This is a genomic window from Pseudomonas sp. GW821-FHT09E04 (genome assembly GCF_059416185.1).
Window position 1 is genome coordinate 768,036 of the sequence record NZ_JBWKOR010000002.1, and the last position, 23,183, is coordinate 791,218.

The following is a 23,183-nucleotide window of genomic DNA, read 5'->3' on the forward strand; positions in this document are numbered from 1 at the left end:
AAGAGAGGTACACCATGACTTTCACTACAACTCCTCGTCGTCTCGCAAAACGCTTCGCACTGGTCGCTGGCCTCAGCGTGCTGTCGGTCCAGGCCTTCGCCGGTGGTGACGCCGCGCTGTACGGCCCGACTGCACCGAAAGGCTCGACCTTCGTGCGCATCTACAACGCCAGCAACGCTGAAGTCAGCGCCACTGTCGGCAGCACCAATCTGAGCGATGTCGCACCACTGGCCAGCAGCGACTTCAGCTTCATGCCGGGCGGCGACTACAGCGCCAAGGTCGGTAGCCAGACCCTGCCGGTGAAACTCGCCGGTGACCACTACTACACCCTGGTCAACAACGCTTCCGGCGCGCCGCAACTGATCGAAGAACCGCCGTTCAAGAACAAGCAGAAATCCCTGGTGCGCGTGCAGAACCTCAGCGACAAGCCGCTGACCCTGAAGACCGCCGACGGCAAGACCGACGTGGTGCCGAACGTGGCCGCCAAGGGCCGTGGCGAGCGTGAAATCAACCCGGTGAAAGTCAGCCTCGCGCTGTACGAAGGCGACAAGAAAGTCGGCGACGTGAAACCGGTTGCGCTGGAACGCGGTGAAGCCGCAGTGCTGTACGTCACCGGCAACGGCAGCAACCTGTCGCCAGTCTGGGTGAAACGCCCGGTATCGACCCGCTAAGCACATGAAACCGGGCAGCCGTCGCTGCCCGGTACGGAATAACAACAAGAGTGAAACGACACAACGTTCGTGGCTCTGACCCAATCGATTTTATGGAGTAAACAATATGATTCCGGTGATCTTGTCAGGTGGTAGCGGCTCACGTCTTTGGCCGCTTTCGCGCAAGCAGTTTCCCAAGCAGTTCCTCGCCCTGACCGGCGAACACACGCTGTTCCAGCAAACCCTCGAGCGTCTGGTGTTCGAAGGCATGGACACCCCGATCGTGGTCTGCAACAAGGATCACCGCTTCATCGTCAACGAGCAGTTGGCCAATCGCAAGCTGGAATGCCAGCGCATCCTGATGGAACCGTTCGGCCGCAACACCGCGCCGGCCGTGGCGCTGACCGCGATGATGCTGGTCAATGAAGGTCGCGACGAACTGATGCTGGTGCTGCCGGCCGACCACGTCCTCGAAGACCAGAAAGCCCTGCAACGTGCGCTGGCCCTGGCCACCGTCGCCGCCGAAAACGGCGAAATGGTGCTGTTCGGCGTACCGGCGACCAAACCGGAAACCGGCTACGGCTACATCAAGTCCACCGGCGACTCGCTGCTGCCGGAAGGCGTGAGCCGTGTTTCGCACTTCGTGGAAAAACCCGACGTCAAACGCGCCACCGAGTACGTCGAGTCCGGTGGTTACTACTGGAACAGCGGCATGTTCCTGTTCCGCGCCAGCCGCTTCCTCGAAGAGCTGAAAAAGCACGATCCGGACATCTACGACACCTGCCTGCTGACCCTCGAGCGCAGCCAGCAGGACGCCGACACCATCACCTTCGACGAAGCCACCTTCGCCTGCTGCCCGGACAACTCCATCGACTATTCCGTGATGGAAAAAACCCAGCGCGCCTGCGTAGTGCCGCTGACCGCCGGCTGGAGCGATGTCGGTTGCTGGTCGTCGCTGTGGGAAGTCAACGAGAAGGACGCCAACGGCAACGTCAGCAAGGGCGATGTGGTGATCCAGGACAGCAAGAACTGCATGATCCACGGCAACGGAAAACTGGTGTCGGTGATCGGTCTGGAAAACATCGTGGTGGTCGAAACCAAGGACGCCATGATGATCGCCCACAAGGACAAGGTTCAGGGCGTCAAGCAGATGGTCAACACCCTCAACGAGCAGGGCCGCAGCGAAACCCAGAACCACTGCGAGGTCTACCGTCCGTGGGGCTCCTACGACTCGGTGGACATGGGCGGACGCTTCCAGGTCAAGCACATCTCGGTCAAACCGGGGGCGTGCCTGTCACTGCAGATGCACCACCACCGCGCCGAACACTGGATCGTGGTCAGCGGTACCGCCGAAGTGACCTGCGACGAGAACGTGTTCCTGCTCTGCGAAAACCAGTCGACCTACATCCCGATCGCCTCGGTCCATCGCCTGCGCAACCCGGGCAAGATCCCGCTGGAAATCATCGAAGTGCAGTCGGGTTCGTACCTGGGCGAAGACGATATCGAGCGCTTCGAAGATATCTACGGTCGCTCCACCCCGATCGAACGCGGCGTGTCGGTGAAAACCATCGCGCAGTGATCGCTCTGTAATTAAAAGCCCCCGCCCGGCCCGCTGCGTCCCCTATCCGCAGTGGGTTGGGCGGGGGCTTTTTTTTTCGCCAACCTCATCCAGGCTTAGGTAGGATGAACCTTCCCTGCCCACGAGGTTTCGCGACATGTTCATCGGCGTCTTGCTGGTCATCACCTGGCTGATCCTGCTGTTGCGCTACCCGGCCAAGGCCTTGCCGGTGTCCATGGCCGCCGCTGTCGGGCTCGGGCTGGTGGCGATGTGGGTGGTGTGGTTGGACAACCGCGAGATCAAGCAACTGGCGCGGCTTGAGTTGCGTATCACGTATGCGCCTGAACAGTGCCCGGCGGATCGCCCGTTGCAGCTGAAGATGAACAACGGCAACGACGTGCCGCTGACCGAACTGCGCTGGCGCATTGCGGCGTACGCGCCGGGCGACACCGTGAATCTGGCCGACAATCAATACGCCGCCCCACGCTATCGCGGCCCCGGCGAACTGCAGGCCGGCGGCAATTGGGAAGACTGCTTGCCGATGCCGCCGCTACGTCCCGGTTATCGCCCGCAAACCCTGGAGTTTCGCGCCGAGCGATTGCAGGGTAGTTTCTCCGACTGATCCCCACTTCCACTCTTTTGCACAAGGAATGCGCCATGCCCGTTGCGTTGATTACCGGTTGTTCCAGCGGCATCGGCCGCGCCCTCGCCGATGCATTCAAGTCGGCCGGTTTTGAGGTCTGGGCCAGTGCGCGCAGGGCTGAAGATGTCACCGCACTCGCCATCGCCGGATTCACCGCCGTGCAGCTCGACGTCAATGACAACGCAGCGCTGGAACAACTCGCCGAGCGTATCAACCAGCAACATGGCGGCCTCGACGTGCTGATCAACAACGCCGGTTACGGCGCCATGGGCCCGCTGCTCGACGGCGGTGTTCCGGCCATGCAGCGCCAGTTCGAAACCAACGTCTTTTCGATTGTCGGCGTGACCCGCGCGCTGTTCCCGGTGCTGCGCCGGGCGAAAGGCCTGGTGGTGAATGTCGGCAGTGTTTCCGGGGTTCTGGTCACACCGTTCGCTGGTGCGTATTGCGCGTCGAAAGCGGCAGTGCATGCGCTGAGCGATGCGTTGCGCATGGAGCTGGCGCCATTCGGGATTCGCGTGATGGAAGTGCAGCCGGGGGCGATTCAATCGAGCTTCGCCAAGAATGCCGGCCATGAGGCCGAACAACTGATCAACGAACAATCGCCGTGGTTTCCCCTGCGCGAAGGCATTCGAGCACGGGCCAAGGCGTCCCAGGACAAACCGACGCCGGCCAGCGAATTTGCCGCCGAGTTGCTCAAGGCTGTGCAGCAGAACAAACCGCCACGGCTGATCCGCATCGGCAATGGCAGCCGGGCGTTGCCGTTGCTGGCGACCTTGCTGCCGAAAGGGTTGCTGGAGTCGACGTTGATGAAGCGCTTCGGGTTACGCGGGCAACTCTGAAATCGAGTCAGCCCCAGCCTTTCATGAAATCAATGAACGCCCGCACCTTCAGCGGCAGGTGCCGGGTGTCCGGGTACAACGCATAAACCCCTTGCTGGGCGAAACGGTAATCCGGCAACAGACGCTGTAATCGCCCGGCGTCGAGGTCTTCCTGAATCAACCATTGCGGCAGAATCGCCACGCCTTGCTCGGTCAGCGCAAAGGCACGCAGGGTCGCCGAGTTGTCGGCAACAATGGCTGTGGTTCCCGGTTTCGGCTGGTAGAGATGCTCGGTGCCGGCCGGGTCGGTGACCGTCATTTCCGGCACTCGCCCATGTCCCAGTGTCGGCATCGACTCCAGCACCGCCAAGGTGTTTACCGGAGTAAAACCCTCGACCAGCCCCGGCGCCGCCACGGCAAACACCTCGAACGTCGACAACTGCACCGCGCGCAGATTGGAGTCGTGCATGCGGCCTAGGCGGATCGCCAGGTCGAACCGTTCGGAGATCAGATCGGCATGGGTCGAGGACGTGGACAAGTGAATATTCAGTTGCGGCTGCTGTTGTCGAAACACTTCCAGCGCCGGCACCACCTGAGCCAGCGCGAACTCCACGGTCGTGGTGATGCGGAGCGTGCCCTTGAGCTGTGAATGCTCCGAACGCGCTTCCTCGATCGCCAACCGCGCTTCGTCCAGGGTGCGCAGACAGCGTCGGTAAAAACGCTCGCCGGCATCGGTCAGGGCCAATTGCCGGGTGTTGCGGGTGAGCAAAGTGACGCCCAACTCTTCTTCCAGCCGCTTGAGATTGAAGCTCACCACCGCCCGCGTCTGTCCCAGCGTATCGGCGGCCGCAGTCAGAGAGCCGGCCTCGACCACAGCTTTGAAAGTATCGAATCGATCCAGGCTGACCATATTCGCTGCGCCCACTGTCAAAATAATTTTGACAAACTAGCAGCCAAACCAGCGTATTTCTATCGCCACAAGCGCCCTACCCTGCACGCCTCATCACAGGGAAGCTGCCATGGCCTATCGCTCGAAAGTCGCGCTGGTGTATCTGTTGGGGTTCGCCCTCGACCTGCTGAACATGTTCGCCGCGAGCATCGCCTACCCGGACATCGCCGCGCAGTTGCACGCCTCGGTGACGCAACTGGCGTGGATCACCAATGCCTACATGCTCGGACTGACGCTGATCATTCCGATGAGCGTTTGGCTGGCGGCAAAGGTTGGCGAGCGGCGGCTGATCCTTGGTTCGTTGCTGGTGTTCGGGATCGCCTCCGGGCTCATCGCTCAGGCCAGTTCGATTGAAAGCCTGATCGGCTGGCGACTGCTACAAGGGCTGGGTGGCGGATTGTTGCTGCCGGTCGGTCAGGCGCTGGCCTATCGAGAGTTTCCAGCGACTCAGCGCGCGCACTTCACGGGTGTGGTTTTGCTGGTGGCGCTAATGGTGCCGGCCCTGTCGCCGGCGGCGGGCGGTTTGATCGTTGAGGTGTTGTCGTGGCGCTGGATTTTCTACCTGAACCTGCCGGTGGCGCTTTTTGCTTTCGGTCTGGGCCTGCTCTGGTTGAAAGCGGATCAGGCAACGAGTGAACGCCCGACACTGGACGTACGTGGCCTGCTGCTGGCGGTGTCGGCCCTGAGTCTGTTGTTGATTGCCGTCAGCCTGGCGAGTGAACCCGAAACCCGTCACCTCGCAGGCGGTGTGTTGTTGCTCAGCGCCGTGACCCTGTGGATCTACCTGCGCGATGGCTGGGGCAAACCAGGTGCCGTCCTGGATCTGCAACTGACCAGAAACCCGTCCCTGCGCCTGGCAATGCTGATCTACCTGTTTGTGCCCGGCATCTTCACCGGCACCAACATGATTGCCGTGTTGTACCTGCATGACCTCGGTTTCGGTGCAGCACACACCGGGGCGCTGATGCTGTCCTGGGCGGCGGCTTCGGGCGTGGCGATCATGCTTGGCAAACGCCGTTTCAACCGGACCGGTCCCAAGCCATTGCTGATCGCCGGCATGCTGTTGCAATGCCTTGGCATCGTCGTGCTGATGCAGATCGACCAGCCCGCCAGCGGCCCGTTGATCCTCGCTTACGCCTTGATGGGGCTGGGCGGCAGTCTTTGCAGCGTCACCGCGCAGACCCTGGCATTTGTCGGCATCACGCCAGAGAAAATGGGCCACTCCAGCGCCCTGTGGAACATCAATCGCCAGCTCGGTTTCTGCCTCGGCGCGGCGCTGCTCAGTTCATTGTTGGGCGCGTTGGGCGCCAACGGTTTCAAATACTGCTTTCTCGCCGCCGCGTTGCTGACGCTGTTGCCGATGGCCGCCGTGCTGCGATTCGACTCATCGAACGTGCTCGCCCTTTTGCACTCACCTCACCTTCAGGAAAAATCCACATGACTGACTACACCGACTACTTTGACGAAGTGATCCAGGCTCACGAGGCCATCGAACGATGGTTTGCGGTGGAGGAAGAAGAAGCTGCGCTGGAACGATTGCTGACGCGTTTTTCGCCACGGTTCTCCATGGTGACGCCGTTGGGGCGTGTGCTGGACTTCGAGGCGTTACGTGCACTGTTTCAAATGGCAGGCGGGAAGAAGAGCGGGTTCAGGATCGAGCTCGGCGAGCTTCAAGGGATTGCCTTGCATGAACACGGCGCGACCGTGAGTTATCGCGAGCAGCAAAGCGATGCGAACGGCTTGCACACGGATCTGCGTTCAACCGTGGTGTTTGAAAAAACCGAATCCGGGCGGGTGATCTGGCGGCATCTGCACGAGACGTTTTGCCAGGGCTGACAACGAGCCAATCCGGCGAGGGAGCATGCTCCCTCGCCACAAGGGTTACTCGACAGCGTCCTGCTTCACCACCACGGTGCAGGTAATCCCCGCCGCCAGCAGCACACCTTCCGGCACCTCATCGATATGAATCCGCACCGGCACCCGTTGCGCCAGACGCACCCAGTTGAAGGTCGGGTTCACATCGGCGATCAGCTCGCGGCTTTCGGGGTTGTCGCGGTCGTAAATGCCGCGAGAAATGCTCTCCACGTGGCCCTTGAGAACTTCGCCGCTCATCAGTTGCATGTCGGCTTTGTCACCGACGCGCACGTGGGGCAGCTTGGTTTCTTCGAAGAAGCCGTAGACCCAGAACGAGTTCATGTCGACCACGGCCATTTTCGCTTCGCCGATGCGCGCATAGTCGCCGCGATGCACATTGAGGTTGGTCACGTAGCCGTCCACCGCCGCCCGCACTTCGGTGCGTTTGAGGTTGAGTTCAGCCGCTTCAAGTTGCGCCTGGGCCTGTTGGTAATCGGCCAGTGCCGAGTCGGCGATGTTGCTGGCGTCGTCGCGGTTTTCCTTGGAAATCACCAAGGCGTCCATATCGGCGCGGCGGTGGGCGTTGACCCTGCGCATCTCCCACGTGGCCTTGCGCGAAGCCACCAGCGACTGCGCCTGCTTCACCGCGAGGCGGTAGTGCTCGGGGTCGATCTGCATCAGCAGATCACCCTTCTTCACCAATTGGTTGTCGCGCACTGGCACGTCGACCACTTCACCGGTGACGTCGGCAGCGACGTTGATGATATCGGCGCGCACCCGACCGTCGCGGGTCCACGGGGTGTTCATGTAGTGCTCCCACAACGTGCGGCCGATCCACAGCGCCAGGGCCAACACCAGCAGGGTCGCGAGCAGGCTGAAAAACTTTTTCATCGGGACAATTCTCAGACTCAACGGTAAACAGTCAGCGCCATCGCGCCGAACAGACAGGTAAACAGGCTCAGGCGCAGCAGCGCCGGGTGCCAGAAGAAGCGGTACAGATCAAACCCCGAGAGGAACCGGTCCAGCGCCCAGGCCAGTGCTGCGGCGACAAAAAACATCAGGGTCATGGTCGGCATGTACACGCCGTGGAAGGCGATTTCACGAGGCATGGGCAAGTCCTTCGGGCTTGGCGATGGCGTAGGCAGCGAGTGGCGATTGCGGGTCGAGCAGCGAGGTGCGGATGAAGTGCAGGTAGCTTTTCACCCGACGCAGCGCCGAGGTATCGAAGTGCGGCGCGAACGGCTCATCGGTGGCGGCGACACGGCTGATCGCGTGATCGACCGCAACCAATGCGCGTTCCAGATTGCTCGAGTTCGGTTGCAGGAACAGCCGCACCAGCGAACGCCCCATGACCCGGATTGCCTGACGCCACGGCTGGGATTCGGCATACGCCGGGTGCACCGGCAGGATCGCCTGTTCCTTGCGCAACTCAATGATCGCGTGACCGACTTCCAGCACCACGAACATCCAGCGCAGCAGGTTTTTCTGCACCAGTGGCTGACCGGCTGCCAGACCGTAAGCCTGATGCATCAAATCGCGGGTTCGGCTTTCGAAACTCGACGCCAGGCCCTTGAGTTTGCCGCTGATCGCGTACACCACTTGCCCGCGCAGGTCCTGCTCCAGGCGGCGCCACAACCAGCGGCTGTTCGGCGGCAGAATGATCGCGCCCGCTGCCGCGCAGACCAGCATGCCCATGACCATGGCGATGTAGTCGTTGATGAAGGTATAGGGGTTGTAGATCGTCAGGTTGTCCGGCACCGAACCGGTGCTGAAAAAGATCAGCAGACCGAGGCCGACACCGGCGTATTGCGGCCGCGACGCGAGGAACGAACCGAGCACGATCACCGGCGCGAGCATCACGCACAGCAGCGGAAAACCGTCGATCCACGGGAAGATGAAAAACATCTCGACGAAGCCGATCAACGCCCCGAGGAACGTGCCGCACGCCATCTGGAACGCCATGCGTTTCGGGTTCGGTGTCGCCGCCGACAAGCCCACGGTGGCAGCGGCAATCAGGGTCATGGTCGCACCGCTCGGCCACGCCGTGGCGACCCAGTAACTGCCGAGCACGACCAGGATGAACGTGGCACGAATCCCCGAAGCCGCCGCCGCCCACCAACTGGTCTGCGGGGTAAACGGCTCGTCCCAGCGCTCACGTTCGTGGCTGTGATCGGCCAGCGAGGCGTGGGTCTGTGCATAACTGTGCAGGTCATCGACGAAGCGATAGAGCAGCTCATACGCGGTGTGGAAATCCAGTTGCTCGGCGTCGCTCGGCTCGCTCTCCTGGAAGATCGCCCGCAGGCTGCGCACCCGCGCCGGCAAGCCTTCCTTGTACGCCGTCAGCGCCAGCACCAGGCGCGCCGCATCCGGGCTGGTCAGGGCGCGGCCGCTGAAGCCGTCGAGCACTTCGGCCAGATCCTGCAGGCCCGGTTTGATCGCCGCTTCCACATGATCGGCACCGTTGCGGCGCAGGCGTTCAAGCAACTGGTGCAAGGCGTTGAAACGGGTGGTGATGCCCATGAACTCGCTGTTCAGGCGACTGAGCCGACCGTTACGTCGACGCATGTGCGGGTCTTCGAACACGGTCACGCTGCGCAGCCCTTCCAGGCCCACCGCTTCGGCGATGAAGCGTACGTTACTGGCCTCGAACGACTCCGGTTTGCTGCGCCCGCGCAGGCCATCAGTGACGAACAGAGCGAACACACCGAAGCGCTGATACAAGGCGTTGCGCATCGCGGCGCTGGCGGTTTGCGGCAGGATCGCGGCGCTGACCAGCGTCGAGCAGAGAATCCCCAGCGAGATTTCCAGCACTCGCCACACCGCCGCCATGAACGCACCGTCAGGATGGGCGAGCGCCGGCAGGCCGACCATCGCGGCGGTGTACCCGGCCAACACAAAACCGTAGGCGCGGAAGTTGCGGCAACGGGCGGCGCCGGCCGAGCAGATGCCGACCCAGATCGCCAGCGAACCGAGGAACAGTTCGGTGTTCTGGGCGAACAGTGAAATCAGCGTGACCATCATCGCCGACCCGGCCAGGGTGCCGAGGAAGCGATAGAAACTCTTGGCGAACACCTGACCGCTCTGCGGCTGCATGACGATGAACACGGTGATCATCGCCGTGCGCGGTTGCGGCAGTTCCAGGCGCATAGCCAGCCACAGGGTCAGGAATGCGGCGATCAACACCTTGAAGATGTAGACCCAGGTCACGCCGTCGCTGCGCGCCCAGTCAAAGAAACCCCGGCGCCATTCCAGGGAGTAGAGCCAGCGCAAAGGTGCGGGCAAGGGAGTCATTGAATCTTGCTCAGTGGTCGAGGGCTTGAAGAAGGGCCGGGGTTTTCGGTGCGGCGGTCTGCTCGGCGGTCGGTACGTCTTTACCCGCGCCAAGACCACCACCCAATGCTGTCACCAGTTCCGCGTGGGCACTCAACCGCGCCGCCTGCACCTGCTGCTGAACCTGTTGCTGTTTGAACAACAGGGTCTGGGCGTTGAGCACGTTGAGATAGTCGGTGAGCCCGCGCTGATAGGCGATCATCGCGATGTCGTAGGTCTTCTGCGCCGTGGCCACGGACTCGGCGGCGAACGTCTGCTGTTTGTCCATCGACTCGCGGCGGATCAACTGGTCGGAGATGTTCTTCAGCGCATTGACCAGGGTCTGGTTGTAATGCGCGATGGCGATGTCATAACCCGCCGAGGCTTCACCCAGTTCAGCGCGCAGTCGCCCGCCGTCGAAGATCGGCAGCGAGATCGCAGGCCCGACGTTGTAGTTGAGCTTCTTGCCGGTCAGGAACTCCAGCGCCCCGCCGCCGGTGGCCATGTAGCCGAGGCTGCCGACCAGATCGACGTTGGGGTAGAACCCGGCATGCGCGACCTCAATCCCGCGCGCCTGCGCCGCCACTTGCCAGCGACTGGCGACCACGTCCGGACGCTGACCGAGCAATTCGGCGGGCAATGCCGACGGCAACTTCAGCGCCGCGCCGAGGGACAGGGTCGGACGCTGCAATTGCGCGCCGGCGCCTGGGCCTTTGCCGGCCAGTGCCGCGATCTGGTTGCGGCTCAGGGCGATTTCTTCGTCCAGCGCATCCAGTTGCCGATGGGTTTCCGGCAGCGGCGTTTCGGCCTGGCTGACTTCGAAATGCGTGCCGATCCCGCCGTTCAGGCGTTTCTGCGCCAGCTCGAGAATCTGCTGTTGCTGCTTGAGCGTCGCCGCGACGATGTCGCGCTGGGCGTAATGCAGCGAGAGCTCGATGTAGGCGCGCACGATGTTGTTCTGCAACTCGAGCTGCGCCTGCCGCGCCTCGGCAGCGCTCATATGCGCCAGATCGACGGCCCGCTCGGTGCTGTTGCTTTCACGGCCCCAGAGGTCGAGGGCGTAACTGAAACCCAGCGCGGCGTTGTTGTCCCAGGTGGTGCTGTTAGCCAGCTCACCGGGGCCGTAGAACTGGTCGGTCGGCCAGTTGTGACGCTTGAGGGTCGACTCGCCATTGATCTGCAACGACTCGGCGGCTTCGGCAGCGCCGGCCATCGACCTGGCCTGACGCACTCGCGCGGCGGCCATGGCCAGGGTCGGGCTGCCTTGCACGGCAAGGTCGATCCAGCGATTGAGTTGCGGGTCACCGTAGGCTTGCCACCATTGGGCGGTGGGCCAGTTTGCGTCACGGGCGGCGTGGGCGATGGCTTCGTCGGTGGCCAGTTCATTGGCCTCCAGTGCCTTGCCCTGCGGGGCAATGCCTCCGGTTCCGATGCAGCCGCTGAGACCTAACGTAAAAGCCAGAACACTGAGCGGCAAAAGCGCTCTGTTGATGCGACGCGGCACTGCTGCGAATTCCTGAGGTGGGGGATGTTTCGAGGTGGGCGCAATTCTAGGGGGGCGCCCTTACGGCGATAAGCTGGGATTCCTGTGAATCTTTGTTACCGTTAACGAGATAATCCCTTGGTCGGGGGTCTCAGCCCCTGAAACTTCGTGTCACAATTTGCCATCTCCCTTGAGAGCACCCCATGGACACTTTGCAAAACATGCGCGCCTTCAGTTGTGTGGCCGAAGCGGGCAGCTTCACCGCCGCCGCCGTGCAACTCGACACCACCACCGCCAACGTCTCGCGCGCGGTCTCCAACCTTGAGGCCCATCTGCAAACCCGCCTGCTCAACCGCACGACCCGGCGCATCGCGCTCACAGAAGCCGGTAAACGCTACCTGCTGCGCTGCGAGCAGATCCTCGCCTACGTCGAAGAGGCCGAAGCCGAAGCCAGCGAAGCCCACGCCCGCCCGGCCGGACAACTGAAAGTGCACACCATGACCGGTATCGGCCAGCACTTCGTGATCGACGCCATCGCCCGCTACCGCAAGACCCACCCGGACGTGACCTTCGACCTGACCATGGCCAACCGCGTGCCGGACCTGCTCGACGAAGGCTATGACGTGTCCATCGTCCTCGCCCGCGAACTGCCGGATTCGGGTTTCGTCTCGCAACGCCTGGGCATCACCTACAGCATCGTCTGCGCCTCCCCGGCCTACGTGAAAGCCAACGGCTGCGCACAAAAACCCAGCGACCTGCTGAACCACGCCTGCCTGCGCCTGGTGAGCCCGGTGATCCCTCTGGAAAAATGGGCCTTTGACGGCCCGGAAGGCCAGGAAATGGTCACCATCAATAGCTCGCCCTTTCTGGTGAACTCCGCCGACGCGATGAAAACCGCGATCACCAGCGGGATGGGGGTCGGTGTGTTGCCGGTGTATGCCGCGATTGAAGGCTTGCGCAACGGTTCGCTGGTACGGGTGATGCCGAACTACCGCTCACAGGAACTGAACCTGTATGCGATCTACCCCTCGCGGCAGTACCTGGATGCGAAGATCAAGACCTGGGTTGAATATCTGCGTGGTTCGTTGCCGGAGATTCTGGCAGGGCATCAGGCGGAATTGGCCGCTTATGAGATGAGCGGGAGTCTGGCGGGGGTGCGGGTGGCCAACTGATTAATGGCCACGCGACTTGAAACGGACAGCTCGGATATAGCAATCCGTTCTAAAAAACTGTCATTTATGACAGTGGTCGAAAAACTCCTTCGAATTGAAACTCTGTGACGTCATTTAACAGTTCATTCGAAGGAGCACTACCATGTTCGCTGATATCAAAACAGTTGCAGACGTTGGCACACTTGACGCCAAAATCCATGGTTTCAAGTTTCCCGATTTCGAAGGTCGTGTCACGTTCTTTTACAACGGCGGTTCCATTGGAATCTATGTGATTTCCAAACAGCAACTCAGCGATACGAAATGGAATGAAATCAGCTTCGTACTCTCTTCGAATATCCAGACTAAACGCTATGAGCTGCCCAACGCTGCCGTTCCTATCGCCCCTAACTTTCGAGAAGTGTGGATTGATGAGCACGGTGAAACGCATAGCAGGAACTACGTGACTGACCAGGCCTCAGGACATTTCACTGTCCAAAATTTGGATATCAAGACAGGTGAATTCAAAGCAGAGTTCAACGTCGGCATTCTGGATGAAGGCAAACGCCACCAGGCAATTGGCAAAATCAATGTCACTGGATGGAGTGAGGTAAAAAATTAATACCGCAATCGCTGCGCCTTGCTGCCGCCCTAAGGGGTAGGCAGCGAGGCACTCGCATAACCCTCGACAAGAATGTTAGCTTGCTTGGCATCCAGCCGCCCGACGAGCTCTCCTTCAATGAAAAAAACAGTCCTGGCCTTCAGCCGCATCACCCCGCCCATGATCGAACGCCTGCAACAGGACTTCGACGTCATCGTCCCCAACCCGAAAAACGGCGACATCAACGCCCAGTTCAACGAAGCCCTGCCCCACGCCCACGGCCTGATTGGCGTCGGTCGCAAACTCGGCAAGGCCCAACTGGAAAACGCCGCGAAACTTGAAGTGGTCTCCAGCGTCTCCGTCGGCTACGACAACTACGACCTTGCCTACTTCAACGAGCGCGGGATCATGCTCACCAACACCCCGGACGTCCTCACCGAAAGCACCGCTGACCTTGCCTTCGCCCTGATCATGAGCAGTGCCCGCCGCGTCGCCGAACTGGACGCCTGGACCAAGGCCGGCCAATGGCAGGCCAGCGTCGGCGCACCACTGTTCGGGTGCGACGTACACGGCAAGACCCTGGGCATCGTCGGCATGGGCAACATCGGCGCCGCCGTCGCTCGACGTGGACGCTTCGGCTTCAACATGCCGATTATCTACAGCGGCAACAGCCGCAAGACCGAACTGGAACAGGAACTCGGAGCGCAGTTCCGCAGCCTTGACCAACTGCTGGCCGAAGCGGATTTCGTCTGCCTGGTGGTGCCGCTCAGCGACAAGACCCGCCACTTGATCAGCCATCGCGAACTGGCATTGATGAGGCCGGGCGCAATTCTGGTGAACATCTCCCGCGGCCCGGTGGTCGATGAACCGGCACTGATCGAAGCCCTGCAGAACAACCGCATTCGCGGCGCCGGCCTCGACGTCTACGAGAAGGAACCGCTGGCCGAATCGCCGCTGTTCCAGTTGAAAAACGCAGTGACCTTGCCGCACATCGGTTCGGCCACGAATGAAACCCGCGAAGCCATGGCCAACCGCGCACTGGCCAATCTGCGCAGCGCCCTGCTCGGTGAGCGGCCGCAGGACCTGGTCAATCCGCAGGTCTGGCGCGGTTAAAAAGGATCGGGCAAGTGTTGTATCGCACTTGCCCGATCTTTTATCCGGCGCACATAACTTGCAATTGAACCGAACAACGAAACAGGCACTGCCGCTATAGACTCTCCAAAAGTTAAAACTTTATGGAGAGCACCCACTTTGAAAAACCTGACCACCGATCAACTTGTCCGCCACAGCAAAGTCATACTCATGGCTTACATCAGCATCTTCGGCCTTTTCGTGATGTACAGCAACTTCACCGACTACCCGTCAAACTATGAATATGTCGGGCACATCCTCAGTATGGACACCACTCAGATCAACGAAAACATACGCTATCGGGCAATTACCTCACCCATGCTGCACCATCGAATTTACTGGCTGATCATTACCCTGGAAGTGATTTATACCGTTTGCTGCCTGCTGGGCACTTATCACCTCTTTCGGAAAATCAACGAATCAGCGGAAGCCTTCCATGAGGCGAAGAAACTTTCGATCATTGGTTTATTGATCGCCATGTTCGTTTATTACGTCGGTCTGCAAACCATCGGTGTTGAATGGTTCGATATGGACACTTCACAAACATGGAATGCCAAGGACTGGGCCCGACACATTGTCGATTTCATATTTCCGTTATTGATATACATCGTTATAAAAGTGGAGCGCTGAACATTCAGCGCTCGTGTGCATCAGGCCAGTTTGCCTTGAGTCGGCAGTATCGGTGCACGGGGTTTGCGAAACACCAGCACGTTGCCCAGCATGACCAGCACCAACCCCGCCAACGCCGGCGCCGTCCATTGATACCCTTCGGCAAACGCCGAAACGTTCAACGCCACCACCGGGAACAGCACTGTGCAATACGCGGCGCGTTCCGGACCCATGCGACCCACGAGGGTCAGGTACGCGGTGAAACCGATCACCGAACCGGGGATGACCAGGTACAGCAGCGCGCCGATGTAGCGCGACGTCCACTCCATCTCGAACGGAATGCCTTTGACCAGGCACCACACCGACAGCATCGCGGCACCGTAAGCCATGCCCCAGGCATTGGTGGTCAGCGGCTTGAGGCCGGCCTTCTGTTGCAGGCTCGACAACATGTTGCCCGCCGAAAAACACAATGTGCCGCAGAGTGCCAGGCCAAGACCGAGCAAGGTTTGCGGACTGGCGTGATGCCCGGCCAGCTCCGGCCAGAACAACAGGCCCAGACCGCCCAGCCCCAGCGCCCCGCCCATCAGCACATTGCGCGCGATGCGTTGACCGAAGAACACCCGCGCATTCAGCGCGTTCCACAACGTTGCGGTAGAAAACACCACCGCCACCAGACCGCTGGGAATCCACTGGCTAGCAGTCAGGAAGCACATGAAGTTGACGCAGAACAGACACAAGCCCTGCGCCACACAAATCAAATGACCGCGCCGGTTCATCGGTTGCAGCCGCCGGCTGAGCAGCAACAGCGCGAACAACACCAACGCGGCGAGACCGAAGCGATAGACGATCGACACCGGAATCGCCACCACGCCCAGTTGCCACTTCAGCGCAATCCAGGTGGTGCCCCAGATCAGCACGGTCAACAAATACAACGACAGGTTCATGGCAGACACTCCTCGATTGGGTTTCAGTGTCCGCCCGTCCCCGCTGCCCGCGCTTGCATAAACTTGCGCTTTTGTCGGGACACAGGCTGGCAGCGCGAAATCTACGGAGTAGGATGCAAGGCGTTGAAGAGAACCGATCATGGCCGCCATCGATACCCTGCAAGTCTTCCAAGCCCTCAACAATTCGCCCAATGCACGCCTTGTGCACAGCGCCGAGTTGGGTGACGGCCTGTCTGCAGCTTTGTGGACCAATCACCACGACGCCCAGGAATACGAAGCGCCAAGCCATCACACCCTCTCCTGCTACATCGCTGGCGGCACCGGCACCTTCCGCCGTGGCGAACCCGGCCACAAGGGCGGCCCGGACAAGCTGTGCATCCTGCCGGCCGATCACGAATCAGGTTGGGTCATCAACGGTGATATTCGCCTGGCTCACCTGTACTTCAGCGCCGAACAATTTGCCCTGGGTTGCGTCACGCTGCTGGATCGCGAGCCCCGGGAAATGCAGCTGCGCGAACAGACCTTTCTCGAAGACCCGCAACAGGCCCGACGGTTTCGCCAGTTGCTGACCCTGAACTGGGACGAACCCGGTGAGCGTTTGCTGACCAGCAGCCTGGCTCACGAATTGATCAGCCATACTCTGCTGAGTCAGGTCGGCGTACGTCAGGGTTTGCGCCTCAAGGGTGGACTGGCGCCGCATCAACGTCGGCAACTGGTGGAATTCATCGACAGCCAACTGGCCGAGCCGATCAGCCTCGGGCAACTGGCGGGGTTGTGTGCGCTGTCGGAATACCACTTTGCGCGGATGTTCCGGGTGAGCTTCGGCTTGCCGCCGCATCAGTATGTGCTGGCGCGGCGTTTGAGCCGGGCGCGGGAGTTGTTGCGGGGGACGGCGTTGCCGTTGGGGGAGATTGCCCTGGCGTGCGGATTTGCCAGTGCCAGCCACTTCACCAACCGCTTTCGCCAGGTGCTGGGTGGAACGCCCGGCGAGTATCGCCAGGCGTTTTTGCGCTGATCAGAACTCCAGCGTGCTCGACAACGAAATCTGCCGCGAGTCGCCCATCGACACGAAGAACCGGCTCGCCGCCGAGGTGTAGTAAGTGCGGTCGAACAGGTTCTTCACGTTGAGCTGGAACTTGACCTTCTGCCCTTCAACCTTGGTGTCGTAAGTGGCAAACGCATCGGCCACGGTGTAGCTCGGCAGATCGAAATCATTCACCGCGTTACCCGCTCGTTCACCGACATACCGCGCACCGGCACCGACCCGAAGTTGATCGCCGCCGATCACGCTTCCGAAGTCGTAGACCGCCGACAGCGAGCCGGTATTCTTCGCCACGTTTTGCAGCTTGTTGCCTTTGTAGTCCGGATCTTCCGTGACCTCGGCGTCGGTGTAGGCGTAGCTGCCGATCATGCTCCAGCGGTCGCTGAGCTGGCCGGTCAGGTCCATTTCCAGGCCACGGGAACGCACTTCACCGGCGGCGCTGTAGATCGTGGTCGGGCCTTCGGCGTTGGCCACCAGCACGTTGCGTTTCTTGATGTCGAACAAAGCGATGTTGCCGGTGACACGCCCCGGAATGTCAAGGCGTGCGCCCAGTTCCCAGGATTTGGCTTCTTCCGGCGCGATGCTACCGTCGAGCACGGTGCTGCTGCCGCTCAGCGGGGCGATGGTCGAGTTCGGTTTGAACGATTCGGTGTAGCTGCCGTAGAACGACAACGCGTCGGTGTAGCGATACACCAGGCCTGCACGCGGCACCCACTTCTGGCCGTTGCTGTCGGTGTTGGCCTTGAATGGCACGCCTTTGCCGGCGTACTGGTCGTATTCCTGGAAGCGCCCGCCGGCCACCAGAATCCACTGGTCGTTGAGGTGAATCGAGTCCTGCAGGAACACCGAATCACTGCGCAGCAGATCGGTCTGCGCACTGTCCGCCGGGCTGACAGTGGTGCCGGCGACTTCGCGGCCGTAGACCGGATTGACGTAGCTGAAGGTGCTCAGGCTTTTCTGACGGATCAGGTCGGCGCGGTAGATCTTGCGGTACTCGTCATCGACGCCGAACACCAGGTCATGCTGCATGCCCAGTACGTTGACCTTGCCTTCGAGGCTGGCGGTGGTGAAACGGTCGGTGCTGATTGCGCCCTGGGTGCCGTCCATGCTGCGGGTCAGCGTGCCTTTCTTGGTGTCGATCGCGGTCACGCGGACCTGGCTGGCGTCGTAGGTTTCGCGGTTCCAGCTGTAGCCGAAATGGGCTTTCCAGTCGTCGTTGAGTTCGTGGTCGGCCTCGAAGTGATAGAGGTCCGAGCGCCCTTCCATGTCGTTGAATTTCTCGTCGAGACGTTCGTTGCGCGAGATGTCCAGCGGATGGTTGGTGCGTGGATCGATCAGCGTGCCACGGTCGAACGGCGTCAGGAATTCCCGATGCTCATAGGCAAACAACAGCTTGGTGCGCTCACCGTACCAGGCCAGCGACGGCGCGATCAGGCTTTCACGGTGGGTACCGAAATTGCGCCAGTAATCTTCGTCTTCGTGATCGAGCACCATGCGATAGGCCAGTCCGGAATCACCCAACGCACCGGTGCTGTCGAACGAGCCACCGCTGCCGTTCTTGCCATCGCCGTAGGTCGAACCGCGCAGGGTCAGGGCGTTGTACTGGGTCAGTTCGGGCTTTTTGCTGACCATGTTGACCACGCCGCCCGGGTCCTGAATCCCGTACAACAGCGAGGCCGGGCCCTTGAGCACTTCGACGCGATCCACGGTCGCGTTCATGCCACGGCCCTGCACCACCGGCATGCCGTCGCGCATGATCGAGCCGTTGCGGTTGTCACCGAAGCCACGGGTCATCACCGAATCCTGGGTGCTGCCCAGCGTGTTGCCCTGGGTGATACCGCTGACGTTGGCCAGTGCATCATCGAGGTTGCGCGGCGCCTGGTCGCGAATGACCTGGGCCGGGATCACGTTGACGGTCTGCGGAATTTCCTGGAGCGAGGCCGAGGAACGCATCACCGAACTGGTTTCCGGTGGCTGGTAACTCATCGGTTGATCCATAACCGAGGTGATGTTGGTCGCACCGAGGTTCAACGCACCTGCGGTCGGTTGCGGTTCGAGTGCCAGGGTATGGCTGTCGGTGCGGCGGAAGGTCAGGCCGGATCCGGTGAGCAGACGTTGCAACGCCTGTTCCGCGCTCATCTGCCCGTTGACCGCTGGGGCGTTGAGGCCGTACGGCGCTTCAACGGTGTAGACCACGCTCTGGCCGGTCACGCGACTGAAGTCGCTCAAGGCTTGCGGCAGCGGTTTGGCGGCCAGGGAAAAACTGAACTGTTTCTGTGGCTGGCTGCTGTTGCTTTCGGCGGCCTGCGCCACGCTCATCGGCAACAACGCCAACGCCGCAAAACTCAGCGCCGAGGCACCGAACCACTGTTTGACCGAACCCGATTTTGCCCTGGACTTCATTGCTCATGACCTGTGTAGAACCGCAACGGATGCGAATGACTCGCAGTTTCAGTCACTACACGGATGGCGTCGGGATTTACCTCACCACAAATTTGAAAATATTTTCAGCGCAGGATAATCAGCTTGCCCAGCACCTGATGCTGCTCGAATCCCAGAACCCCCTGCAGCGAATTCAGCACGGCTTGCGGATCCTTGCTCGGAAAGCTTCCGCTGACCTTGCGCGCGCCCAATTCGTCATTGAGTAACACGATCCGTCCCGGGTAATAACGCCGCAGATCCTGCACCACATCGGCCAGTGTCGACTTGTAGTAAGTGAGCCAGCCCTGACGCCAGGCCAGTTGCGCTTCGCTGTCCACGGCGTGCAGTTTTTCCGCGATGCCTTTGCCAAATGCCACTTGCTGGCCGGCGGTGAGAATCTGCTGCTCGGCATCCCGCGCCGCCGTCACGCCAACGCGCCCGGACAACACGGTGACTTGTGCGCCATGCGGTTGCAGGCGCACTTCGAACTGCGTGCCGAGCACACGAGCCTGGCCCTTTTCGGCCTCGACCACGAACGGCTCGCCGGTGTGGGTCACGCTGAAAAAACCGGCGCCTCGACGCACCTGGACATGCCGCTCGCCATGACTGAAATCCACGGCGATGGCGCTGTCGGCATCCAGCGTGACTTGCGACTGATCGGCCAAGGTCACGGTGCGGATTTCGCCGGGTGCCGAAACATAGTCGGCGCCCAGATCATCGACCCAACGCTGCGGCTGCCAACCGGTGCCGAGGCTGATCATCAACAACATGCAGGCCGCCATTGCCAGCGCTCCGGCCCAATGCCGGACCTGCGGACGGCGCGGTCGGTCCATCGCATTCAGATAGCCCTGCAACGCAAACGACTCTTCATCGGCCAGAGTGCGGGCCGGCCCTTCGCTCAATTCCCAAATGACTTGCGCCTGGGCGTATGCCTCGGCGTGAGCCGGATCGGCACGCAGCCATTGACTGAAGGTCAGTTGATCACCGGTGCTGGGGCGGTCGTGCAACAGGCTCAGCCAGGCAAAAGCCGCCTGCTCCTGAGCGGGCGTCGGGGTGACGCGGTCGGTGTGATTCACGGTGCTTTCCCTGGCAGGCGTGGCGCGGGTTCGCGCAGGCTGGCCTTGCAGGCCTCGAGGGCGCGCATCATATGTTTTTCCACGGCGCTTTGGGACAGGCCCATGGCCTTGGCGATCTCGGCGTACTTGCGCCCGTGGATACGATTGAGCAAAAAGATCTGCCGCGTGCGCTCGGGCAATGCGCGCAACGCCGCTTCGACGTGGCGCAGATCGTTGCCTGCTTCGAGTGCGGCTTGCGGCTCGCTGGCGCTGCTGTCCGGCTCATCCGGTTGCCAGCCTTCATTGACCCGCACCCGCGTGCCTTCGCTGCGCAAATGGTCGATGGCGATGTTGCCTGCACAGCGCAGCAGGTAGGTGCTGAGCTCTTCGACTTGTACCAACGGCCGGCGCCAGAAACGCAGGAACAGATCCTGCACCAGGTCCGCTGCCGTCGCCCGGCAACCGACGCGACGGTTCACCAGCGCTTCCATTTGCGGGCGCTGCGAGAGGAACACCTGAAGAAAATGCGCACGCGCGCCGCTCGGTTCGTCGTCGCGGGACTCCGGGGGATGACCGATCAGCATTGCATCACCACGCCCATGCGGCGACCGGCGTCGCCAACAGGCTCAACACCGTCAGCGCCAATGCCAGTTTCGGTCGATAGGGCATCAGCAGCACCAGCAACAATACGCTGATCATCAACACGGCGAACCAGTCGACCAGACCGAAACCCCAGCCGTTGGCAGCCACGGCGGCCCAGAGTGAAAGGCACAGCAGCAACCAACCGGCGAGCTTCAGACTTTTTGCGCGTCGGTTTGAAGGCTTATGACCCAGCAGCTCATCGTGATGTCGCGGCATCGACAGACACAGCGCAGTAAATCCGGCGTAACACAGCAACAGTGCCAGCAGCATCAGTGCGTCCCCTGCTCAAGCGTGATCGGCCGGGGCATTTCGCGAGGTGTCTTTTTCACGCGGACGGTGTGGCCGGCACGCTGCATTTTCCAGGCGGCCCACCCCAGGAACAGACCGGTGCCGAGGCAGGTCAGGTCGAAACCGGCCAAGGCCCAGTCACCCTGGACCAGCGTGACGCCGAGGTGATGCGCAGTGGTCAATGCGTTGAGCAACGGCACCGTGGTGAACAGCAGCGCTGCCAGTGTCAATTGTTCGACCCAGGCTTTGCGACCCGGTCGGAGCAAGGCATGCACCAGGCTCAAAGCCCAAGCGATGAAGAACGCGTTCACTTCCCACTTGGCCCGGCCGTCGAGACTCAGTGGCAACAGACGGTTGGCCCAGAAGAACGCCGCCACCGCACTGACCAGCCCGGCCATGCTGGCGATGTTAAGCACTTCGACCAGCCGCAACTCGAACGACATGACCCCGGTCTTGGCATGTTTGAGCTGACGTTTGCCAAGCCAGATCACCAGTCCGGTGCCGATCATTGCCGTGCCGGCCAAGCCGCAAATGAAATACAGCCAACGCAGCACCGGGCCGGCGAAATGGCCGATGTGCAGACCATAGAAACTGCCGGCAATCGTCATCGGCAGCGGTTTGGCCGGGGTCGCACCGAGGATTTGTCCGGTCACGCCATTGAAGGCCACGTCGCTGCCGTATTCGTAGGTGATCTTGTCGGAGCTGGCACGCGACACCTGCACCGAGGCATTGGCGTCGCCGGGATTATTCACCGTCACCCGCGCGGCATGTCCGCCGCCCCAGTGCTCACTTGCACGTGCCAGCAGCGGTGCCATCGGCGGCAACATGGTGGGTATGCCTGCGCGCTCCGGGGCCGGCGTTTCGGGAAACACTTCATCGTAAAACGCACTGCGATCGCTGCCGTAGGACGCCAAAAGGCTCGCCGGCATAACCATCGCCATGAAGATCACCAGGCTGCTGTAGGTGATCATCAAGTGAAAAGGCAGCACCAGCACACCCACCGCATTGTGCCCGTCGAGCCAGGTGCGCTGGCCTTTGCGCGGGCGGAAGGTGAAGAAGTCCTTGAAGATTTTCTTGTGGGTGATGATCCCGGTAATCAGTGCGATGAACATCACCATCGCCGCGCTGGTCGCCAGCCAGCGGCCCCACGGATAAGGCATTTGCAGCTGGAAGTGGAAGCGGTAGAAGAATTCGCCGCCGAAGCTTTTGCGCACGGGCACTTCGGCACCGGTCCGGGCGTCGAGGATTTTTTCGGTGAATCGACCGCGCTGGCCGGGTTTGGCCGGGGCTTGCCAACCGACAGAGATCCCGGGCTCGCGCGCATCGGGAAGCGTGATCTGCCAGCTCGGCGCATCGGGCGCGCGCTGTTGCAGATAGGTTTGCGCCAGCGTCAGGCTCGCTTCAGCATCGAGCGGGCGCGACGGGATTTCCGGCTGCATCCAGTGATTGGTCTCGTCCTTGAAATAGGCCAGCGTCCCGGTCAGGAAAATCGCGAACAGCAGCCAGCCGAAGACCAGCCCGGTCCAGGTGTGCAGCCAGGCCATCGCCTGCCGGAAACCCTCTTTCATGCGTAACCCAGACCCCGAGCGGCGCCGGAAATCGTCGCCAGAATCACGCTCGGCACCAGCAAACCGACCCACGCCGCCCAGGCACTACGGCAGGCGAAGCACCAGAGCACGGCCACCAGATACACGAGGAACGAAACCGTCATGCCGGTGATGACCGCTTCGGCGCGGTTCAGCGGCAACCACAGAGTCAGCGTGACACTGGCCAGCGCCGCGACCAGATAGCCGCCAAACACTGCCGCGAGCACCCGCGAAGTGACGGCCAGACGATAGGACATGGGGAGTGTGGCGAGTTTGGCTTTCATGTTTCGACCCTGAAACGGTTAACGCCCGGCCAACAGGCCGAGACGACAGGCATGCAATATTAATGATAAATATTCTCATACGCAAAAGAGTCTGATTGCCGGCATGCATTCGCGGCCCTACAATGCGAACCATTCTTGTTCTCTAACGCATCCGTATGCGCCCGGAGT

Annotated in this window: 23 protein-coding genes; 11 read left to right on the forward strand and 12 right to left on the reverse strand. The window is 61.2% G+C overall.

What is annotated here, in order from left to right; all coding sequences use genetic code 11:
• Positions 1-14: 14 nt before the first annotated feature.
• From AC07N4_RS09965 to AC07N4_RS09980, 4 genes are all read left to right on the forward strand, one after another.
• Positions 15-671, forward strand: a complete 657-nt coding sequence (locus AC07N4_RS09965) for an alginate O-acetyltransferase AlgF (RefSeq protein ID WP_493065310.1) — start codon at positions 15-17, stop codon at positions 669-671.
• Positions 672-777: 106 nt separating this feature from the next.
• A complete protein-coding gene (locus AC07N4_RS09970) occupies positions 778-2,229 on the forward strand; it encodes a mannose-1-phosphate guanylyltransferase/mannose-6-phosphate isomerase (protein WP_096819141.1) in 1,452 nt (483 codons plus the stop codon).
• Between the two features lie 136 nt (positions 2,230-2,365).
• On the forward strand, positions 2,366-2,830 hold the full coding sequence (locus AC07N4_RS09975; protein WP_096819139.1) for a multidrug transporter: 465 nt from the start codon (positions 2,366-2,368) through the stop codon (positions 2,828-2,830).
• Positions 2,831-2,865: 35 nt separating this feature from the next.
• On the forward strand, positions 2,866-3,690 hold the full coding sequence (locus tag AC07N4_RS09980) for an SDR family oxidoreductase (protein ID WP_493065309.1): 825 nt from the start codon (positions 2,866-2,868) through the stop codon (positions 3,688-3,690).
• A 7-nt stretch (positions 3,691-3,697) separates the two neighbouring features.
• On the opposite strand, the gene AC07N4_RS09985 is transcribed toward AC07N4_RS09980, so the two are convergent.
• On the reverse strand, positions 3,698-4,579 hold the full coding sequence (locus tag AC07N4_RS09985; RefSeq protein ID WP_493065308.1) for a LysR family transcriptional regulator: 882 nt from the start codon (positions 4,577-4,579) through the stop codon (positions 3,698-3,700).
• A 109-nt stretch (positions 4,580-4,688) separates the two neighbouring features.
• Here AC07N4_RS09985 and AC07N4_RS09990 point away from each other — a divergent pair, with 109 nt between their 5' ends.
• Both AC07N4_RS09990 and AC07N4_RS09995 read left to right on the forward strand, forming a co-directional pair.
• Positions 4,689-6,059 (forward strand): MFS transporter, encoded by a 1,371-nt coding sequence (locus AC07N4_RS09990; protein WP_493065307.1) that lies wholly within the window; start codon positions 4,689-4,691, stop codon positions 6,057-6,059.
• Positions 6,056-6,454, forward strand: a complete 399-nt coding sequence (locus AC07N4_RS09995; protein WP_493065306.1) for a DUF4440 domain-containing protein — start codon at positions 6,056-6,058, stop codon at positions 6,452-6,454. Before AC07N4_RS09990 ends, AC07N4_RS09995 begins: the two co-directional genes overlap by 4 nt.
• Positions 6,455-6,499: 45 nt before the next feature.
• Here the strand turns inward: AC07N4_RS09995 and AC07N4_RS10000 are convergent, their stop codons facing one another.
• Genes AC07N4_RS10000 through AC07N4_RS10015 form a run of 4 tightly spaced genes read right to left on the reverse strand, consistent with a single transcriptional unit; the run spans position 6,500 to position 11,285 of the window.
• Positions 6,500-7,363, reverse strand: coding sequence for an efflux RND transporter periplasmic adaptor subunit (locus AC07N4_RS10000; protein ID WP_096819130.1), 864 nt, complete (start codon positions 7,361-7,363; stop codon positions 6,500-6,502).
• Positions 7,364-7,380: 17 nt separating this feature from the next.
• Entirely contained in the window at positions 7,381-7,581 is a 201-nt protein-coding gene (locus tag AC07N4_RS10005) for a DUF1656 domain-containing protein (protein ID WP_003221811.1), read from the reverse strand.
• The gene (locus tag AC07N4_RS10010; RefSeq protein ID WP_096819128.1) at positions 7,571-9,763 is read right to left on the reverse strand and encodes an FUSC family protein; all 2,193 of its coding nucleotides are present in this window, start codon (positions 9,761-9,763) and stop codon (positions 7,571-7,573) included. The genes AC07N4_RS10005 and AC07N4_RS10010 overlap by 11 nt, the downstream gene beginning before the upstream one ends.
• A gap of 10 nt (positions 9,764-9,773) precedes the next feature.
• Positions 9,774-11,285, reverse strand: coding sequence for an efflux transporter outer membrane subunit (locus AC07N4_RS10015; protein WP_192559828.1), 1,512 nt, complete (start codon positions 11,283-11,285; stop codon positions 9,774-9,776).
• A gap of 182 nt (positions 11,286-11,467) precedes the next feature.
• Between AC07N4_RS10015 and AC07N4_RS10020 the strand changes: the two genes are divergently transcribed.
• The 4 genes from AC07N4_RS10020 (at position 11,468) to AC07N4_RS10035 (ending at position 14,774) form a co-directional block, all read left to right on the forward strand.
• On the forward strand, positions 11,468-12,436 hold the full coding sequence (locus AC07N4_RS10020) for a LysR family transcriptional regulator (protein WP_085711718.1): 969 nt from the start codon (positions 11,468-11,470) through the stop codon (positions 12,434-12,436).
• 142 nt (positions 12,437-12,578) lie between these two features.
• Positions 12,579-13,034 carry a hypothetical protein gene (locus tag AC07N4_RS10025; protein ID WP_493065305.1) on the forward strand — a complete coding sequence of 152 codons (456 nt, stop codon included), beginning with the start codon at positions 12,579-12,581 and terminating at the stop codon, positions 13,032-13,034.
• A gap of 117 nt (positions 13,035-13,151) precedes the next feature.
• On the forward strand, positions 13,152-14,126 hold the full coding sequence (locus AC07N4_RS10030; protein ID WP_493065304.1) for a 2-hydroxyacid dehydrogenase: 975 nt from the start codon (positions 13,152-13,154) through the stop codon (positions 14,124-14,126).
• Positions 14,127-14,264: 138 nt separating this feature from the next.
• The gene (locus AC07N4_RS10035) at positions 14,265-14,774 is read left to right on the forward strand and encodes a DUF2165 family protein (protein ID WP_102619484.1); all 510 of its coding nucleotides are present in this window, start codon (positions 14,265-14,267) and stop codon (positions 14,772-14,774) included.
• A gap of 20 nt (positions 14,775-14,794) precedes the next feature.
• Here the strand turns inward: AC07N4_RS10035 and AC07N4_RS10040 are convergent, their stop codons facing one another.
• Entirely contained in the window at positions 14,795-15,697 is a 903-nt protein-coding gene (locus AC07N4_RS10040) for a DMT family transporter (protein ID WP_102619483.1), read from the reverse strand.
• 139 nt (positions 15,698-15,836) lie between these two features.
• Between AC07N4_RS10040 and AC07N4_RS10045 the strand changes: the two genes are divergently transcribed.
• Entirely contained in the window at positions 15,837-16,712 is an 876-nt protein-coding gene (locus tag AC07N4_RS10045; RefSeq protein ID WP_127796967.1) for an AraC family transcriptional regulator, read from the forward strand.
• On the opposite strand, the gene AC07N4_RS10050 is transcribed toward AC07N4_RS10045, so the two are convergent.
• From AC07N4_RS10050 to AC07N4_RS10075, 6 genes are all read right to left on the reverse strand, one after another.
• Positions 16,713-19,142, reverse strand: coding sequence for a TonB-dependent siderophore receptor (locus AC07N4_RS10050; protein ID WP_493065303.1), 2,430 nt, complete (start codon positions 19,140-19,142; stop codon positions 16,713-16,715).
• Between the two features lie 104 nt (positions 19,143-19,246).
• A complete protein-coding gene (locus tag AC07N4_RS10055; RefSeq protein ID WP_493065302.1) occupies positions 19,247-20,236 on the reverse strand; it encodes a FecR family protein in 990 nt (329 codons plus the stop codon).
• The gene (locus AC07N4_RS10060; protein WP_096819110.1) at positions 20,233-20,799 is read right to left on the reverse strand and encodes an RNA polymerase sigma factor; all 567 of its coding nucleotides are present in this window, start codon (positions 20,797-20,799) and stop codon (positions 20,233-20,235) included. The genes AC07N4_RS10055 and AC07N4_RS10060 overlap by 4 nt, the downstream gene beginning before the upstream one ends.
• A gap of 4 nt (positions 20,800-20,803) precedes the next feature.
• The gene (locus AC07N4_RS10065; RefSeq protein WP_493065301.1) at positions 20,804-21,127 is read right to left on the reverse strand and encodes a DUF3325 domain-containing protein; all 324 of its coding nucleotides are present in this window, start codon (positions 21,125-21,127) and stop codon (positions 20,804-20,806) included.
• Positions 21,127-22,713 carry a PepSY-associated TM helix domain-containing protein gene (locus AC07N4_RS10070; protein WP_493065300.1) on the reverse strand — a complete coding sequence of 529 codons (1,587 nt, stop codon included), beginning with the start codon at positions 22,711-22,713 and terminating at the stop codon, positions 21,127-21,129. Before AC07N4_RS10070 ends, AC07N4_RS10065 begins: the two co-directional genes overlap by 1 nt.
• Positions 22,710-23,015 (reverse strand): DUF3649 domain-containing protein, encoded by a 306-nt coding sequence (locus tag AC07N4_RS10075; RefSeq protein ID WP_096819105.1) that lies wholly within the window; start codon positions 23,013-23,015, stop codon positions 22,710-22,712. Before AC07N4_RS10075 ends, AC07N4_RS10070 begins: the two co-directional genes overlap by 4 nt.
• Positions 23,016-23,183: the final 168 nt, after the last annotated feature.

Coding starts and splice junctions, on each gene's coding strand:
- AC07N4_RS09965 (WP_493065310.1), top strand. CDS start 15: ATGACTTTCACTACAACTCCTCGTCGTCTCGCAAAACGCTTCGCACTG.
- AC07N4_RS09970 (WP_096819141.1), top strand. CDS start 778: ATGATTCCGGTGATCTTGTCAGGTGGTAGCGGCTCACGTCTTTGGCCG.
- AC07N4_RS09975 (WP_096819139.1), top strand. CDS start 2,366: ATGTTCATCGGCGTCTTGCTGGTCATCACCTGGCTGATCCTGCTGTTG.
- AC07N4_RS09980 (WP_493065309.1), top strand. CDS start 2,866: ATGCCCGTTGCGTTGATTACCGGTTGTTCCAGCGGCATCGGCCGCGCC.
- AC07N4_RS09985 (WP_493065308.1), bottom strand. CDS start 4,579: ATGGTCAGCCTGGATCGATTCGATACTTTCAAAGCTGTGGTCGAGGCC.
- AC07N4_RS09990 (WP_493065307.1), top strand. CDS start 4,689: ATGGCCTATCGCTCGAAAGTCGCGCTGGTGTATCTGTTGGGGTTCGCC.
- AC07N4_RS09995 (WP_493065306.1), top strand. CDS start 6,056: ATGACTGACTACACCGACTACTTTGACGAAGTGATCCAGGCTCACGAG.
- AC07N4_RS10000 (WP_096819130.1), bottom strand. CDS start 7,363: ATGAAAAAGTTTTTCAGCCTGCTCGCGACCCTGCTGGTGTTGGCCCTG.
- AC07N4_RS10005 (WP_003221811.1), bottom strand. CDS start 7,581: ATGCCTCGTGAAATCGCCTTCCACGGCGTGTACATGCCGACCATGACC.
- AC07N4_RS10010 (WP_096819128.1), bottom strand. CDS start 9,763: ATGACTCCCTTGCCCGCACCTTTGCGCTGGCTCTACTCCCTGGAATGG.
- AC07N4_RS10020 (WP_085711718.1), top strand. CDS start 11,468: ATGGACACTTTGCAAAACATGCGCGCCTTCAGTTGTGTGGCCGAAGCG.
- AC07N4_RS10025 (WP_493065305.1), top strand. CDS start 12,579: ATGTTCGCTGATATCAAAACAGTTGCAGACGTTGGCACACTTGACGCC.
- AC07N4_RS10030 (WP_493065304.1), top strand. CDS start 13,152: ATGAAAAAAACAGTCCTGGCCTTCAGCCGCATCACCCCGCCCATGATC.
- AC07N4_RS10040 (WP_102619483.1), bottom strand. CDS start 15,697: ATGAACCTGTCGTTGTATTTGTTGACCGTGCTGATCTGGGGCACCACC.
- AC07N4_RS10045 (WP_127796967.1), top strand. CDS start 15,837: ATGGCCGCCATCGATACCCTGCAAGTCTTCCAAGCCCTCAACAATTCG.
- AC07N4_RS10050 (WP_493065303.1), bottom strand. CDS start 19,142: ATGAAGTCCAGGGCAAAATCGGGTTCGGTCAAACAGTGGTTCGGTGCC.
- AC07N4_RS10060 (WP_096819110.1), bottom strand. CDS start 20,799: ATGCTGATCGGTCATCCCCCGGAGTCCCGCGACGACGAACCGAGCGGC.
- AC07N4_RS10065 (WP_493065301.1), bottom strand. CDS start 21,127: ATGCTGCTGGCACTGTTGCTGTGTTACGCCGGATTTACTGCGCTGTGT.
- AC07N4_RS10070 (WP_493065300.1), bottom strand. CDS start 22,713: ATGAAAGAGGGTTTCCGGCAGGCGATGGCCTGGCTGCACACCTGGACC.
- AC07N4_RS10075 (WP_096819105.1), bottom strand. CDS start 23,015: ATGAAAGCCAAACTCGCCACACTCCCCATGTCCTATCGTCTGGCCGTC.